Below are 16,090 nucleotides of genomic sequence, written 5' to 3'. Positions count from 1 at the left end.
TCATTTGTGGGTAACTCAAGTCTGTGCATTTCAATCTAGCTCCAGCGCCCAGCCCCTCGAGGTTAAATAACCTGAAGAGAATAAAATGGAAAGAGCACCATTTTTTTCTCTTCAGAACATTTACTATGCCTGAGGCTAAACGGGGCGCTTGCGCCTTTTGTTCTGCACCGATAACAAATGTCTTGTCTAGACACCTAATAAAATATTGTAGATTTTTGAGGAATTTTGTCGAAATACGTATAAAAAAATCTTCGCTAACCGATATAAATAAAAACAGATGAATTTTAGAAGGCAATCAAACAGTAAATGGGTTTGGACCGACGATGGTACTGACTTCTTCTTACATTCTATACGGTTATGTCAAAAACAGGAGTGGACCATGAATAAATATAAAGAAAAGTTTGTACAAGCGGCTCAACAGGTGTTTCAGCTATTGAATGAAACGGTTCCTGCTCGTACGTTTTTTATTGCTACTACCTCTAATGAGCAATTCACTATATTGGAGATGTTTAACCATGAAGGTGGATGTACGATTCCCGATGGATTTAGTGCCTCTTTAGAGAAGTCTTATTGTAGCATGGTTGTGAAGGCTGCCAAACCTCTACTCATAAGTGATACGGCAGAATCTCACTTAGTAAGAGATATGGACGTAACTTCTGTGTTCTCAATCGGTTCTTATCTAGGCGTTCCTATATTTCTAGATAATGGTAAAATTTTCGGAACCCTTTGTGCACTAGATCCCATGCCGAATCAATTGGAAGATCGACACACGAAAATACTTGAGGGGTTTGCAAAATTAATCGCAAATTCAATTGAACTGGAACAAAGTATTAAGTTGCTACGTAAGCATGAAATACAGACAGAAACCGAATTTCAATTAGCACAGAAGGTTCAAAAGTCTCTTTTTAGTAAGCCCCTTCTAAATGAAAAAATTAAAATTGAAAGTATCCATTTACCTTCTTCTTATTTGTCAGGTGATTTGTTCTCTTGGCAGAAGCTTGGTGAAGGAAGATATGGTGCTATCATTCTAGATGTGATGGGTCACGATGTTTCGTCGGCTTTAATTGGGATGATGGTATTTTCCCAATTGAAAAAGCATATGGTCGAGCTTCAAAATCCCTATGAAGTAATGAAAGCCTTAAATATAGATGTACTTGACTTCTTTAAAGGGACAAAAGACATTGGTGCTTTTGTGACGGGGGTTTATCTTGAAATTGATACGCAGAAGCTTCAGTTAACCTATATGAATGCTGGTCATCCGCCTGCAATTCTTATTCAGAACCAGGAATTGCAGTTTCTTTCAGCTGCAAACCTGCCATTAGGAATTACGGAGAATTTTCCGGATTCGAGTGAGGTCATTCATTTAAATAGTGAAAAGTTCAATATTCTTCTTTATACAGATGGGCTTCTTGATTTATTAGAGCCTACTCGTGGAAAGGTGTTAACTACCCTAAAGGAAGAGCTTGAAGGACAGTTAGCTTTACAAATCCCTTTTAATAAAATCATCGAAAATTTGATTAAGGCGATTGATCACCTTCCGGACGATATTTGTGTCTTATCAATTCAAGCTAATTATAAATAAGGATGAGGACTTATGTTTACTTACGAACTAGAACTACCATGTCAACTTCATTCAATAGAAGTATTTGATCAAACCGCCAAGGAACTGTTAGAGAAATTTACAAATTCTCATCATAGACTTGGGTTTATCGTTCACGAACTTTTAATTAACTCGTTAGAAGCTACCAGGCAAAAATACGACGAAGAGGCAAGTAATTACTCTATTAAATTAAAAATAACCTCTCAGCAAGAAGCAGTGGAGATATCAGTGATTGACCAAGCGGGTGGAATGAGACTTGAACAAATTCAAAATCTTGATGCTACATGCCTTGAGGACCTCCTTTACAGTGAGTGTGGAAGAGGGCTATTGATGATAAAAAGTATGGTTGATGATATGGGAATGTACTATGATCGACATGGACTATTTGAAGTGAAAGTTAGAAAAGAAGGGGTTTTATAATATGATTAATGACATTTGCAAGTTTGAACATCATACACAAGATAATATTCAAATCTTTAAAATTATAGGCAAGCTTCAATATGGAAGTACTCAATCTATTAAGGAAGATCTATTAAATCAAGTAGACTATCAACTAGAACACTATGTATTTGATTTAACAGGGATCACGTATATCGACAGCACAGGTATGGGCATTTTCGTCACCTTTTTAAAGCATGTCAACGATTCGAATAAGAAAATAGTACTAGTAATTGAGGATTTATTTATTAACGAATTATTTAAAATCGCAAAATTAGATACTATTTTCTCCTTAACAGAATCTGTTGAGCAAGCAGTAAAAAATCTAACCGCGGGTACAACCGTTTAAAGGAGATTAGAAGATGCGCCTTGGGATTAAGTTAAAGTTTACACTTGCATTTATTATTTTATTTACAGTGGGAGCTAGTATATTAATTATTGATTCGGTAATAACGCTTGAAGAAGAGATTATGGGTGTAGCAGAAGAGAATTTAACTAAAGACTTAAACTTAGCAAAAGGTTTGATAGATAATTCTTACCCAGGAGATTGGTCCTTGAAAGATAACCAGCTCTATAAAGGTTCAACTCTATTAAATGATAATTTTGATTTAGTAGATGAAATAGGTACATTAACTGGGAACGCTGTTACGATCTTTCAAAATGATACTAGGGTTGCAACAACGGTAAAGAAAGAGGACGGTACACGAGCAGTTGGAACACAGGTATCAGAAGAAGTTGCCGCCCACACTTTGAAAGGTGGGAGTATCTATACGGGCGAGGCAATCGTTGTTGGGAAGAATTTAGTTACGATTTATGAACCAATTAAAGATGCCTCAGGTACGACAATTGGGATGTTATTTGTAGGCCATTCTGCTGATCAATATCACACTATTTCAGATAATTTTAGAACAGAACTTATTATATTTGGAGTTGCTGAAATCTTGATTATGGCTCTTATTATTTTAGCCCTAGTACATTATCAAGTTAAACCTTTATTACAGATCAATCGAGTAGCTAAAGAAGTTGCTACTGGAAATTTAGGTGTTGCAAAGTTAAAGACTACCTCTAAGGATGAAATAGGAGATCTATCTTTATCGATTAATAAAATGGTAGATAATTTAAAAGAACTTATTTCAACCGTTGTTTCTACATCTGAGCAGGTGGCAGCAACATCAGAAGAATTGGCAGCAAGTGCTGATGTTACAGGAGAAATGAGTACACAAATCTCAAAGACAACCAATAGTATTGCGAGAGGGACAAATCGACAATCAGAAGAGATTCAGAGCATTCTAGGGAAAATGGAACAAGCTGCTGGGCAAATAACTAGTGGGAAAGAAGCTGTTAATGAGACGTTATTAAATGCAAGTCAATCTACTAATGTTGCGAATGAAGGAAAAGAAGCAATTAATGATGCCATTCAGCATTTAAGTAAGGTAACAAACACAGTTGAATTTGCTACTGATTCGATCCAGAAGCTTGGTAAGAGGTCAGAAGAAATAGGTGGAATCATTACTGTTATTACCGAAATATCCAACCAAACCAATCTTCTAGCTTTAAATGCTGCGATTGAAGCTGCAAGAGCTGGTGAACATGGAAAAGGTTTTGCTGTTGTTGCCTCCGAAGTAAGAAAGCTTGCGGAACAATCCAATCATGCTGCTAGTAAGATTACGGAACTTATTGAGGATATCCAGTCTGAAACAAAGGTTACTGTCAATACAATGGAAACAAATCTAGAGTCCGTAAAGGAACAAGTAGGTATGATCCAAAAGGGTGGACAATCTCTAGAGGCAATTGTTCAAAATGTTAAAAATACCGAAAATGGTGTACAGAATTTAAAGAGCGTTCTAGACCATATTAATAGTCATATTGGTGGGGTATTAACCTCAACACAGCAAATGAATGAGATTATTGAAGAAGCCGCAGCATTCTCTGAGGAAGCCGCAGCTTCTACTGAACAACAGACAGCTACGATTCAAGAGGTTGCAGCGAGCGCTAACGAATTAGCTAAAACTGCTGAAGAGCTTCAAGGAAAATTGAAAGCATTCACTCTATAACAAATTGACCACAGGATTATTAACCTGTGGTTTTTCTTTATTTACTAAACTTATGTAATGGAGAAAAAATGAATAATACTCACCTACTTTTTATTCATTTTTTTACTCCTAGATTGAGTGGACCAAAAGAATTGGGCACGTCGACTAAAGCGTAATGTATGTTCTTGGGTAATAGTCATAACAAGAAAACTAATTAATTTCCAATCTATAGCCTCCATGGTTTGACGCCTCCCTTTCAAGGTTAATATATGGTTATGAAGTAAAAATGGTGTATGTTTCTGGCAACCCTTCATATGTTTGAAATGAAAGGGAACAGAAAGTAAGGAGGCTAATGATGGAATTCAGAATAGAGAAGGATACACTTGGTGAAATACAGGTTCCTAAGGAGATGTATTGGGGAGCACAAACACAGCGTAGCTCAGAGAACTTTGCAATTGGCACAGAGAGAATGCCAGTGGAAGTCATTAAAGCATTTGCCATCTTAAAGAAATGTGCAGCGGAAGCCAACTATCAGTTAGGTAGATTGGAAGAACACAAACGGGATGCAATTAAATTTGCCGCTGATGAAATAATCGAGGGAAAGCTAATTGAACACTTTCCTTTAGTCGTATGGCAAACGGGTAGCGGGACACAGTCTAATATGAACGTGAATGAGGTCATCGCTTTTCGTGGTACTACTTTTTTACAATCGAAAGGGATAGACGAAAGACTTCACCCTAATGATGATGTCAACATGTCTCAAAGCTCAAATGATACGTTTCCAACAGCTATGCATATAGCCGCGATGGACCAAGTACTTAACCATTTGATACCAAGTGTTCAGAAGTTAAAAGCAACACTTCATCAAAAACAAATTAAATTTCAGGATATTGTTAAAATAGGTAGAACTCATTTACAGGACGCAACCCCATTAACAGTAGGTCAAGAAATTAGTGGCTGGGTTACAATGTTAGAAAGATCAGAAGAGATGATTACCCAATCAACGAATTACTTAGTTAATCTTGCAATTGGAGGAACCGCTGTTGGAACAGGGATTAACGCGCATCCCCAATTTGGTGACAGAGTAGCTAGGTTGATTTCTGAAGAGACAGGATTCTCCTTCGTTTCTTCACAAAATAAATTTCACGCATTAACTAGTCATGATGAGATTGTTCATGTCCACGGGGCTATGAAGGCACTAGCCGCAGATCTGATGAAAATTGCAAATGATGTTAGATGGCTTTCGAGTGGGCCACGATGTGGAATAGGTGAGTTGATTATTCCTGCAAATGAACCAGGTAGTTCGATCATGCCTGGGAAGGTTAATCCTACTCAGAGTGAGGCGTTATCAATGGTTGCTTGTCAAGTATTTGGTAATGATAGCACGATTGGTTTTGCAGCAAGCCAAGGAAATTTTGAATTAAATGTATTTAAGCCAGTTATCATCTATAATTTTATGCAATCAGCTCGTCTTCTTACAGATGCGATTCACTCATTTAATGATCGATGTGCAGAAGGAATCGAGGTTAATTTACCGGTTATCACAAAATATTTGCAAGAATCATTAATGCTGGTTACGGCCTTAAATCCACATATCGGCTATGAAAATGCCGCAAAAATAGCAAAGCTTGCATACAGTGAGGAGCTTACCTTAAAAGAAGCTGCAACTAAATTAGGATATCTGAGCGAAGCGGACTTTGATAAATTTGTCATTCCTGAGGAAATGATCTCACCTAAAGAATAATTACATTTAACCATCAAAAAGTACAGCTTACTAATAACGTTAGTAGGCTGTACTTTTTTTGTTATCTTAATTAAATGCCGAGGTAGTTAATATAGGATTTTTGGAAAGCTAATATATGACATAACTAGTAAAGTAAAATGAAGCAGATGAAGGCCAAAGCAAGCCGGAGGTAGAGAGGAAATGTCCTTCATGAGGCAGATGAAGGCCAAAGCAAGCGAGAGGTAGAGACCGAATGTCCTTCATGAAGCAGATGAAGGCCAAAGTAAACCAGAAGTAGAGAGGAAATGTCCTTCATGAGGAAGATGAAGGCCAAAGCAAGTGAGAGGTAGGTAGGAAATGTCCTTCATGAGGCAGATGAAGGCCAAAGCAAGCCGGAGTTAGAGAGGAAATGTCCTTCATGAGGCAGATGAAGGCCAAAGCAAGTGAGAAGTAGAAAGGAAATGTCCTTCATGAAGTAGATGAAGGCCAAAGCAAGCCGGAGGTAGAGAGGAAATGTCCTTCATGAAGCAGATGAAGGCCAAAGCAAGCCGGAGGTAGAGAGGAAATGTCCTTCATGTCAGGCGCAACTTCTCTCGTTTGATGTATAGAGATACTTGTCTTGTCATCCGATTTAACAAGGTACTTGCACAAACCGAGAGTTTATAGCTAACATTAGGTGATATAATAGACAAACTTAGACACCACATTGGAGGAAATGGTTATGAATTGGGATCAAGTTTTTGAGACAGCAAAAAATTGGACATTAGAAGCCGGAGAAATTTTAAGGAAGGCTACAAAAGAGACCTTTCAGGTTGAATACAAAACCTCTGCAGCAGATTTAGTAACGGAAAAGGATAAAGAAGTTGAACAATTCTTTATTGAAAAGATTAAAGAGCATTTCCCAACCCATTTCTTATTAGGAGAAGAGGGACTTGCGAGTGATCAAGTATTTGATTACAAAAAAGAAGTGGTTTGGGTTGTTGATCCCATTGATGGAACCACAAATTTTGTACAACAGCAGCGTAATTATGCCATTTCCGTTGGTATCTATGAAAATGGACAGCCTAAAATTGGACTTGTGTATGACCCCATTAGTGATGAGTTGTTTCATGCCCAAACTGGTAAAGGTGCTTTCTTAAATGACCAGGCATTACCAAGGCTCACACCAAGGGTGTTAGAGGAAGCGATGGTAAGTATTAATCAACTTTGGCTAATTTCGAATGAAAGAGTAAATCATATGTTGTTTGAGCAGATTATAAGAAAAGCAAGAGGTACTAGGTATTTGGGTTCAGCAGCATTGGAAATAGCTTATGTTGCCTGCGGTAGATTAGATACATATATTGATTTTCGATTATCACCATGGGATATTGCAGGAGGTATGGTTATCTTAAATGAAGTTGGAGGTGTGGCTCTCAACTTAGAAAACCAACCTGTCAATGCATTTGAACCTGGAATTACGCTTTTCTCAAATGAAGATATTTTAAAGGAAATTGTAATGAATTTGTCACGATAATGAAATTTTTTGTAATTTTTTGATGAATATTATTAAAATATTGTCGAAATTTAAAATAGTGTGGGTTATAATTGAAATCGATTTAGAAACAATTATTAGGAGGAATAGTAATGAAGAAGTTCGTATCTTTATTCATGGCAATGTTTTTAGTTCTTGCTTTGGCAGCATGTGGTGCTGGCGGTAATACTGAAGAAGAAGAAGCAGAGGGTACTACTGGTGAAGGTGCTGGTGAAGAAGAAATTACAGAATTAACAATGGGATTCATCCCTTCTCAAGAAGCTGACCAAATTGCTGATAATGTTAAGCCATTAGAAGAATACTTAACTGAAGCACTTGGAGTACCTGTTAAAGCTGAAGTTATGATTGACTTTGTTGGACTTGTTGAAGGTATGAGAACTGGTCAAATTGATATCGGTTTTACAAATCCATTTGGATATGTACAAGCAGTTGATCGTGCAAATGTTGAAGTATTAGTAAAAGCAATGCGTCATGGTTCTGATACTTACAAAGCTCAATATATTGCAAGAGCTGATTCTGGAATCGAGTCAATTGAAGATATCGTGGCATCTGAAGGATTAACTTGGGCTTTCGGTGACACACTTTCAACTTCAGGTTACTTATTCCCAGCTTCTCAATTAATGGAAATGGGTGTTACTGATTTAGATGCATTCTTTAATCAAACAGCTGTTGGTGGACATGACAATGCAGTACTAGCAGTATTTGAAGGTCAAGCAGATTTTGCTACAACTTTTGATGATGCTCGTACAGTAATTGAAAAAGATCACCCAGCAGTTATGGATGAAGTAGTAGTTGTTGGACATACTGATGAAATTCCAAATGATGGAGTATCAGTACGTGATGGACTTTCAGACGAGTGGAAAAATAAAATTAAACAAGCATTCTTAGATATTAATGACAATGCAGATGTACTTGCTGTTATGAATGAAGTTTATACTTGGGATGGAATTGCAGAAGCAACTGATGCTGAGTATGATATCGTACGTGAAGTATATGCTAAGTTTAAGGATCAATTAGAAGAATAATAAATAGTTTTCAATCTCATAAAAAGAGAGAAGGGAGTAGTCTTCTCTCTTTTTTACAAGTAAAGGAGTAACAAGATGATTGAATTTAAGAATGTCTCTTTAACCTATCCAAACGGTCATCAAGGTTTGAAAAATGTAAACGTTAAGATTAATCCTGGCGAATTTATTGTTGTAGTTGGTCTATCTGGAGCTGGAAAATCCACTTTTATCAGAAGTATTAATCAATTGGTTAAGCCTACTGACGGAGAGTTGTTAATAGATGGAAAAGATACGCTAAAGTTTAAAGACAGTGAATTGAAAGCATTACGTAAAAACATAGGTATGATTTTTCAAAATTATAACCTTGTAAATAGAATGTCTGTACTTCGTAATGTACTAACGGGAAGACTTGGACATACTGGGACAATAAAGAGTTTACTTGGCTTATTCCCACATGAAGACAAAGAATTAGCAATGAATAGTTTAAAAAGAGTAGGAATTGCTGAAAAAGCTTATTCAAGAGCAGATCAGTTAAGTGGTGGTCAACAGCAACGTGTTAGTATTGCTAGAGCACTGACTCAACAGCCAAAATATATTTTAGCTGATGAGCCTGTAGCAAGTCTTGATCCACCAACTTCACATATTGTTATGAGAGACCTTAAGAAAATCAATAAAGAAGATGGAATTACAACAATTGTAAATCTTCACTTTATTGATATGGCGATGGAATACGCAGATCGAATTATTGGAATGAGAGCTGGGGAAATTGTATTTGATGGTCCTGCATCCACTGTAAATGAAAAAACATTCGAGCAAATCTATGGTCGTCCAATTAAGGAAGATGATTTGCGCGGGAGTGTAGAATAATGGTGAAAAAAGGAGAGCCTATCAATACTAGAATCCCTGTTATTACAATGCGTACGAAAACAACAATGACAAGCATTTTAATAATTGTTATAGGATTATACATTTTTTCAGCATATTTTACAGAGGCCTATCCAAATCGTATCATTGAAGGAATGCCTATTGTCGTTGACTTTATATTCCAAGACTTAATACCACCAAATTGGGGGTACATAGATAAAGTACTACCAAGTATCGTTGAAACTTGGAATATGGCATTATTAAGTACTACTTTATCTGCAATATTTGCGCTTCCGATTAGCTTTTTAGCTGCATCAAATATTAATACTAAAAAAGGATTGTATAGGACTGTCCGTTTCTTATTAAATATTTTACGTACAATTCCTGAGTTAATATTAGCTGTAATTTTAGTAGCGTTTATGGGAATTGGTGCTTTAGCAGGTATTGGTGCACTCTTTATCTTTTCATTAGGTATTTTAGCGAAGCTTATTAGTGAAACAATAGAAGCAATCGATCCGAATCCATTAGAAGCTATTAGAGCTACCGGTGGAAATGTTATTCAAGTAATCTGGTATGGAGTTATGCCACAAATCCTACCGCATTTTACGTCATACTCTTTATACGTACTAGAAATAAATGTACGTGCCTCTGTTGTCCTAGGGTTTGTAGGTGCAGGTGGAATCGGACTCATTTTAAAGCATCAGTTAGCATTATTTAATTTTGGAAATGTATCAACCATTGTTATTATGACGTTTATTGCGGTTACTGTTATTGATTTTGTTAGTAACCGTATAAGGGGGCAATTTACCTGATGAGTAAAACAACTGAAATCATACAACCACCAAGAAAGAGTCGTTGGAAAATTGCCGTAATTTCCCTTGTGTTACTTTATTTATATTATGTTGCATTAACAATGACAGATTTAACGTATAGAGGCTCATCTTTAAGCCCTGCTGCAATCTTCAAAAGATTATTTATTGATCCGTTTTTCCTAGAAGATGTAAGAGCAAAGGTGCCGGAATATGCGTACTATATGTTTGAGACATTACTGATTGCCTATGCAGGTACATTGATTGCATCAGTGTTAGCCATCCCGTTTGGATTTTTGGCAGCAAGAAATATGTCAAAAGTATCTGGTGCAGGAAAATGGATATTGAATGGTATAAGAGCCTTCCCGGAAATTATGCTTGCGATTATTTTCGTGGCAGCGGTTGGAATGGGTCCATATGCTGGGGTATTAGCAGTAGGTATTCACTCAATTGGTATGTTAGGAAAGCTATATGCAGAGGTTATTGAGTCCATAGATATGAAGGTTCTTGAGGCACTTAAAGCAAACGGTGCAAATCGACTTCAAGTAATGTGGTATGGTGTTATTCCTCAAGTTACACCACAATTCTCTAACTATGCGATGTATCGTTTTGAAGTAGATGTTCGTTCTTCTACTATTTTAGGAGTTGTTGGTGCAGGAGGAATTGGTGCACCACTGATCATCGCTTCCATGCAACGTAATTGGGAACAGGTTGGGATGATGCTTATTATCATCATCGTGGTTGTAACCGTTATAGATTTAATTAGTGGAAAGATCAGACAACGTATTGTCTAAAAAGGAAAGGGTAGTGGATTCAGAAGAATTCGCTACCCTTTTTTTTAAATCTTTGGCTCTGTTAAAGTAGGGTGTTGATTTTTAGCAGAGTTGATTGTAGTGGAAGGACGCGAGACTCCTGCGGGAGAAGCGTGACATAGGACAAAGGAGTTCACTTTGTCCCTGGTGAGACCACGGAAGCGAAGCTGAGGAGGCTCACCGCACGCCCCGCGGAAAGCGAGTGTCCTGCAACGAAAATCAACAACAAAGTTAACAAAACCTATTATTTAAGAACATCGAATATAATTTTAGCAATATCCGTGTTGTTGATTAAACCGTGAAATTCTTCAGAATTCGGTCCGTAGGCATATATGGGAACATCATCTCCTGTATGGGCATTAGTCGTCCAACCTGTATTGGTTCGTTGATTAAATAGATCTTCAATTGCATCATCGATTGTAGTAAGAACTTTTGTATCAGCTGCACTTTTAATTTTATTGATTTCTCTAGTTGATAAGTTTAAATCAATATACCTCTCTAGAGCCTCTTCTACCTTTTCTCCATCAATTATCTTTTGGGCTATATAATCTGGTGTTCTTTTAGCTGCTTTAATGGGGTAAGAAAACCAATTATAAATTCCATTTGCTCCTATTGTAAATCCTCCTGTTGAATGGTCAGCTGTCGCAATGACAAGCGTATGCTGATCCTTTTCGGCAAATTTCAGAGCTTGCTTAAACGCTTCGTCAAAATCCTCTACTTCACTCATTGCAGAGACGATATCCTGGTCATGGCCTGCCCAGTCAATCTGACTTCCCTCTACCATAAGGAAAAAACCATTAGGGTTTGTATTCAATCTTTGAATAGCCGAATTAGTCATTTCTTTAAGGGATGGAATGGTTTCATCTCGGTCGAGCATTTTTGGTAATCCATTCATTGAAAAAAGGCCCAAAATCTGTTCATTTTTATCTTGAAGTAATGAGTCCTTATCGGTGACATAACTAAATCCAGAATTCTTAAATTCGTCTATTAGATTTCGATCCTTACGATCAAAATACTTTCTACCACCGCCAAGTAAAACATCAATTTTATGATTACCACTGATCAACTCGTCAACATAATCATTAGCAATATCATTCATATTCTTACGATGAATATTATGAGCCCCAAATGCAGCAGGAGTTGCATGAGTAATCTGTGCTGTGGCAACAAGGCCAGTTGCTTTACCATTCTCCTTAGCCATTTCTAAAACAGATTTTAGCTTTTTACCATTTTTATTCATAGCTATTCCATTATTATAGGTTTTGAATCCTGTTGCTAAAGCTGTGCCAGCAGCAGCAGAATTCGTAATATTTTCGTCTTTATCATTTGGGTAAGTCATTTGATATCCCACAAGATATTGGTCGAATGTAGTTAAGTCAATTTCATCTTTATTAGGATTATCTTTTAAGTATCGATAAGCAGAGGTATAAGGAAGCCCCATTCCATCTCCAATTAAGAGTATGACATTTTTTACATGTTGCTTACTCTCAGCACTTGTTCTTTCTGGCGTTAGACAAATACCCGCGAAACTTGCAAATACGAATATAGTAACTAGGATGCTTTTAAACAAGATCATTTTACTCCTTTCATATTTAGTCAAAAGAAAATCCCAAGCAAATGCTTGGGATTTTAGCCATGTTATTTAATTGTTAATTAGCGTTGTTGGTAAGATCCACCAAGTTGTTGTTCAGCCATAGATACTAAACGCTTAGTGATTTCTCCACCTACAGAACCGTTAGCACGAGAAGTAGTGTCTGCTCCTAGGTTTACACCAAATTCGTTAGCGATTTCATACTTCATTTGATCAAGTGCTTGTTCTACTCCAGGTACTAAAAGTTGGTTTGAGTTGTTGCTAGATGCCATGATGTAGTCACTCCTCATAAGAATTTTTTTGGTTGGGTTAGCTGGAATTGAACCAGATACGGAGCATGTCCGTCGCCACCAGGCTCTAACCCAATGAGTAAGTTTTAATCAATTGCTTTGCTTTGTTTTGTTTACATTTCTATTATGTTTCAAATCGTGGATTCTATTCGGTTTTTTTAAAAGAAATTTTTTTCCAATTTCTCTACTGTGATTTGATACATAATATCGCCTGTGAACCGCGAAAATATAAGAAAAGAAGTATCTGAAACTTAATATCTGTAATATTTAAAAATTTATGCTTTCAAAATTTTCCATAAAAATGGAGTTGAATTAACAATGGGAATATGTCCGCTATGTAATGGATTTAAAGTTTCTGAAACTACTTGTCAGCATTGTAAAAATGTTATGGAGGATAAGGGAAGGGTAATGGACTACTTTGATGATTATAGTCCTTATATGGAGATTGATGGAATGAAAAAGCTTGATGGCTTTGAGCAAACCTATATTCAACAACAATGCCCACATTATTTATATTGTAATCACTGTCATACCGAACAACTAATCTTTATACAGGAATAAATAATAGCCCGTTTTCACGGGCTATTATCATTTTATCGAATACGTAGTTCTGAATCTTTGTCAAAGTAATGTGATTTGTTCATATCAAATGCAAGTTCAATACTTTGGTTTGGCTTAATATCAGTACGTGAATCAACACGCGCTACAAAGTCAGATCCATTTATACTTGAATAAAGCATAGTTTCTGCACCCATTAATTCTGCCACTTCAACTTTTGCTGTAACCTTCGTATCTTGAGATGATTGGATAAATACAGGCTCATCATGAATATCCTCAGGTCTAATTCCAAGAACTAGCTCTTTGTTTACATATCCTTGTTCACGAAGAGTTTTCATTTTTCCTTCAGGAACCTTCACAGTTATATCACCAATCTTGAATTGGCCATCTAATAAAGTACCAGTAAAGAAGTTCATTGCAGGTGATCCGATAAATCCAGCAACGAAGATATTTTCAGGCTTATCATATACTTCTTTTGGAGCACCTACTTGTTGAATCACTCCATCTTTCATTACAACTAAACGAGTAGCCATTGTCATCGCTTCTGTTTGGTCATGCGTCACGTAGATTGTTGTTGTTTGTAGTCTGTTGTGAAGCTTAGTGATTTCAGCACGCATCGCTACACGTAGCTTAGCATCTAGATTTGATAAAGGCTCATCCATTAAGAAAACTTTTGCATCACGAACAATTGCACGTCCTAAGGCAACACGCTGACGTTGTCCACCAGATAGTGCTTTTGGTTTACGATCTAAGTATTGCTCTAATCCTAAAATCTTAGCTGCTTCTGTCACACGCTTTTCAATTTCAGTTTTAGGAATTTTACGAAGCTTTAATCCAAATGCCATATTGTCATATACGTTCATATGAGGGTAAAGGGCATAGTTTTGGAATACCATTGCAATGTCACGGTCTTTTGGTGCAACATCGTTAACACGACGATCATCAATATAGAAATCACCTTTTGAAATATCCTCAAGACCAGCAATCATACGTAATGTCGTTGATTTACCACAACCAGATGGTCCAACGAATACGATGAATTCCTTATCTTGAATATGAAGATTAAAATCTGTAACAGCAGTTACTTTATTGTCATAAATTTTATAAATATTTTTTAATTGAAGTTCAGCCATTTTAAATTCCTCCTTATGCTTGTTTACAACTTAATCCTATTGTAACCATATTGAGCCTATTAAGAAATGTGAATAGTGCACAAAAATGCGCTTACATTTTGGGCAAGTATACATATCTTAATATCCTTCACTTAAGATGGCTAAATAGATAACCAGTGCTCCTTCAAAAGACTTTATATCTACAGCTGTTTTTTCAATAAATTTATCCACTCGGTATTGTAAGCTATTTCGATGCATGAATAGTTTTTTTGCAGCTAGTGAGATATTTAAACCATTTTCAATGTAGAGCTTAATGGATTGAATATCAGTCGGTGGAATATCCTTCAATAACTGAGTAATTTTATATTTCGTTTTTTCTTTAGTCTCGTTTAGTAAGATGTAAGGGATTGCTTCATAAAACTGATATAAATTTTTATTTTTTAATTTTAATTTAGAAAGCTGAAAGCATGTCGTTTCCCATTCATACCGCTCGTGAAGGGAATCAGTAAGGGTAAACAATTCTCCTAAATAGAAATAAAGATCTGTATAAAAATCTGATATAACTGCATTTTGCAAATCAACTAACTCTTCAAACTGAATGGTTTCGTGTTTAACTTCCTCAATAATCACACCACTATTTGGACTAATCCAAATAAAGATTGAATGTAAAAATGAAAGAGATGATACAGCTTCTTCAAAGTGAGTTTTTTCTACTTCTGTTTGTAATTGAAAATGAATGAGACGAAATACACTACCTTCGTCATAATTTTGGAGCAAGTATTCTTTTGATTCGGAATCATTTGTTAGTAACGACTTTTTCCAGTAGGTTTGTTCTAATGACTGGTTGTCATTTGTCGAAATAGGAGTCAAAAAAATAGAAAGCAACTGATGATCTTTTTCGGTAAGTTCATCCTTTTGAATAGATATGTATTGTCCATTATCCATTCTAAAATATTCGCATGTGTCTGATAAAGTAAGGACATCATGAAACAGTAAACTTGGAAATTGGGCTTTTAATTTTTCCAGCATGGTCTTTTATTTCCTTTTTATTTTTATTATAACAACACTATACTAAAATAAAAAATCATAATGTGTAAGCTATTTAATTCGATTTGATTAATAAAGCTCCATGAAATATGCAAGTTTTCGTCATATATATTTTTTTGAGATTTCCTTACTTGCTCCACGCACCAAATCCTTCTTCAAAAACCACTTTATTGACATTAGGGAATTAGCCTAAATCTTATCCATTAAGGGTATTTGCCCAATCCAAATCCATTTACCGTCATAGGCTGTAGTGTAATCAAAAATGATTTTAAGAGAGAGAAAGGGGAACTGTTCGATGTATAGAAATGCATATAGAGTACCGGCTCAACCACAACAAAGACATATTGGAGGTTTTGGAGGCGGCTTGGGTGGCCCTCTTACAACAGGTTTACTTGGGGCAGGTCTTGGTTTCTTAGGAGGAGAACTTCTTGATGGTCCAGGTTTTGGAGGCGGCTATGGAGCTCCAGGCGTTGGCTTCGGTGGCTATGGTTATCCAGGAGCACCGGGAGCTGGCTTTGGCGGCTATGGTTATGGAGCTGGATTCCCAGGAGCAGGTTTTGGTGGCGGCTATGGTTACCCAGGTGGTCCCGGCTATGGTGGGTATGGATATGGAGCAGGTTTTCCAGGTTTTGGACCAGGTCTATAAATAATAGGTAAATAAAATAGATGAAAAGGTTA

17 protein-coding genes and 1 pseudogene are annotated in these 16,090 nt (G+C 36.6%); 13 read left to right on the top strand and 5 right to left on the bottom strand.

Annotation, left to right across the window (positions count from 1 at the left end):
* The first annotated feature begins 379 nt into the window (after window positions 1–379).
* The 5 genes and pseudogenes from M1D60_RS17285 to M1D60_RS17265 all read left to right on the top strand — a co-directional run bounded on the left by M1D60_RS17285 (window position 380) and on the right by M1D60_RS17265 (window position 4,092).
* Complete coding sequence (locus M1D60_RS17285; protein ID WP_456276072.1) at window positions 380–1,582, top strand: GAF domain-containing SpoIIE family protein phosphatase; 1,203 nt, start codon at window positions 380–382, stop codon at window positions 1,580–1,582.
* A 12-nt stretch (window positions 1,583–1,594) separates the two neighbouring features.
* On the top strand, window positions 1,595–2,020 hold the full coding sequence (locus M1D60_RS17280; RefSeq protein ID WP_456276071.1) for an ATP-binding protein: 426 nt from the start codon (window positions 1,595–1,597) through the stop codon (window positions 2,018–2,020).
* A 1-nt stretch (window position 2,021) separates the two neighbouring features.
* Window positions 2,022–2,387 (top strand): STAS domain-containing protein, encoded by a 366-nt coding sequence (locus M1D60_RS17275; RefSeq protein ID WP_456276070.1) that lies wholly within the window; start codon window positions 2,022–2,024, stop codon window positions 2,385–2,387.
* Between the two features lie 13 nt (window positions 2,388–2,400).
* Window positions 2,401–3,105 (top strand): annotated as a pseudogene (locus M1D60_RS17270) (cache domain-containing protein); the annotation flags it as partial.
* 39 nt (window positions 3,106–3,144) lie between these two features.
* Window positions 3,145–4,092 carry a methyl-accepting chemotaxis protein gene (locus tag M1D60_RS17265; protein WP_456279478.1) on the top strand — a complete coding sequence of 316 codons (948 nt, stop codon included), beginning with the start codon at window positions 3,145–3,147 and terminating at the stop codon, window positions 4,090–4,092.
* Window positions 4,093–4,175: 83 nt separating this feature from the next.
* On the opposite strand, the gene M1D60_RS17260 is transcribed toward M1D60_RS17265, so the two are convergent.
* Window positions 4,176–4,310 carry a hypothetical protein gene (locus tag M1D60_RS17260; protein ID WP_456276069.1) on the bottom strand — a complete coding sequence of 45 codons (135 nt, stop codon included), beginning with the start codon at window positions 4,308–4,310 and terminating at the stop codon, window positions 4,176–4,178.
* A 116-nt stretch (window positions 4,311–4,426) separates the two neighbouring features.
* On the opposite strand from M1D60_RS17260, the gene fumC reads away from it, so the two are divergent.
* The 6 genes from fumC (at window position 4,427) to phnE (M1D60_RS17230) (ending at window position 10,796) form a co-directional block, all read left to right on the top strand.
* The gene (gene fumC / locus M1D60_RS17255; RefSeq protein ID WP_456279477.1) at window positions 4,427–5,815 is read left to right on the top strand and encodes a class II fumarate hydratase; all 1,389 of its coding nucleotides are present in this window, start codon (window positions 4,427–4,429) and stop codon (window positions 5,813–5,815) included.
* Between the two features lie 700 nt (window positions 5,816–6,515).
* A complete protein-coding gene (locus M1D60_RS17250) occupies window positions 6,516–7,307 on the top strand; it encodes an inositol monophosphatase family protein (RefSeq protein ID WP_456276068.1) in 792 nt (263 codons plus the stop codon).
* 110 nt (window positions 7,308–7,417) lie between these two features.
* A complete protein-coding gene (phnD, locus tag M1D60_RS17245) occupies window positions 7,418–8,350 on the top strand; it encodes a phosphate/phosphite/phosphonate ABC transporter substrate-binding protein (RefSeq protein ID WP_456276067.1) in 933 nt (310 codons plus the stop codon).
* A 75-nt stretch (window positions 8,351–8,425) separates the two neighbouring features.
* Window positions 8,426–9,196, top strand: coding sequence for a phosphonate ABC transporter ATP-binding protein (gene phnC / locus M1D60_RS17240; RefSeq protein WP_456276066.1), 771 nt, complete (start codon window positions 8,426–8,428; stop codon window positions 9,194–9,196).
* Entirely contained in the window at window positions 9,196–10,005 is an 810-nt protein-coding gene (gene phnE, locus M1D60_RS17235) for a phosphonate ABC transporter, permease protein PhnE (protein WP_456276065.1), read from the top strand. The genes phnC and phnE (M1D60_RS17235) overlap by 1 nt, the downstream gene beginning before the upstream one ends.
* Entirely contained in the window at window positions 10,005–10,796 is a 792-nt protein-coding gene (gene phnE / locus M1D60_RS17230) for a phosphonate ABC transporter, permease protein PhnE (RefSeq protein WP_456276064.1), read from the top strand. The genes phnE (M1D60_RS17235) and phnE (M1D60_RS17230) overlap by 1 nt, the downstream gene beginning before the upstream one ends.
* Window positions 10,797–11,058: 262 nt before the next feature.
* On the opposite strand, the gene M1D60_RS17225 is transcribed toward phnE (M1D60_RS17230), so the two are convergent.
* Both M1D60_RS17225 and M1D60_RS17220 read right to left on the bottom strand, forming a co-directional pair.
* Window positions 11,059–12,390, bottom strand: a complete 1,332-nt coding sequence (locus M1D60_RS17225) for an alkaline phosphatase (protein WP_456276063.1) — start codon at window positions 12,388–12,390, stop codon at window positions 11,059–11,061.
* Window positions 12,391–12,467: 77 nt separating this feature from the next.
* Complete coding sequence (locus M1D60_RS17220; protein WP_456276062.1) at window positions 12,468–12,677, bottom strand: small, acid-soluble spore protein, alpha/beta type; 210 nt, start codon at window positions 12,675–12,677, stop codon at window positions 12,468–12,470.
* A gap of 336 nt (window positions 12,678–13,013) precedes the next feature.
* Between M1D60_RS17220 and M1D60_RS17215 the strand changes: the two genes are divergently transcribed.
* The gene (locus M1D60_RS17215; protein WP_456276061.1) at window positions 13,014–13,256 is read left to right on the top strand and encodes a hypothetical protein; all 243 of its coding nucleotides are present in this window, start codon (window positions 13,014–13,016) and stop codon (window positions 13,254–13,256) included.
* Between the two features lie 32 nt (window positions 13,257–13,288).
* Here the strand turns inward: M1D60_RS17215 and M1D60_RS17210 are convergent, their stop codons facing one another.
* Window positions 13,289–14,386 carry an ABC transporter ATP-binding protein gene (locus M1D60_RS17210; protein ID WP_456276060.1) on the bottom strand — a complete coding sequence of 366 codons (1,098 nt, stop codon included), beginning with the start codon at window positions 14,384–14,386 and terminating at the stop codon, window positions 13,289–13,291.
* 117 nt (window positions 14,387–14,503) lie between these two features.
* On the bottom strand, window positions 14,504–15,394 hold the full coding sequence (locus M1D60_RS17205) for a PucR family transcriptional regulator (protein WP_456276059.1): 891 nt from the start codon (window positions 15,392–15,394) through the stop codon (window positions 14,504–14,506).
* Window positions 15,395–15,707: 313 nt separating this feature from the next.
* Between M1D60_RS17205 and M1D60_RS17200 the strand changes: the two genes are divergently transcribed.
* Entirely contained in the window at window positions 15,708–16,058 is a 351-nt protein-coding gene (locus tag M1D60_RS17200; RefSeq protein ID WP_456276058.1) for a hypothetical protein, read from the top strand.
* Window positions 16,059–16,090 lie beyond the last annotated feature (32 nt).

Source organism: Bacillus sp. AK128, assembly GCF_053903075.1.
Note: the sequence above shows the minus strand (reverse complement) of the source record. Positions and strands in the feature narration are given on the sequence as shown.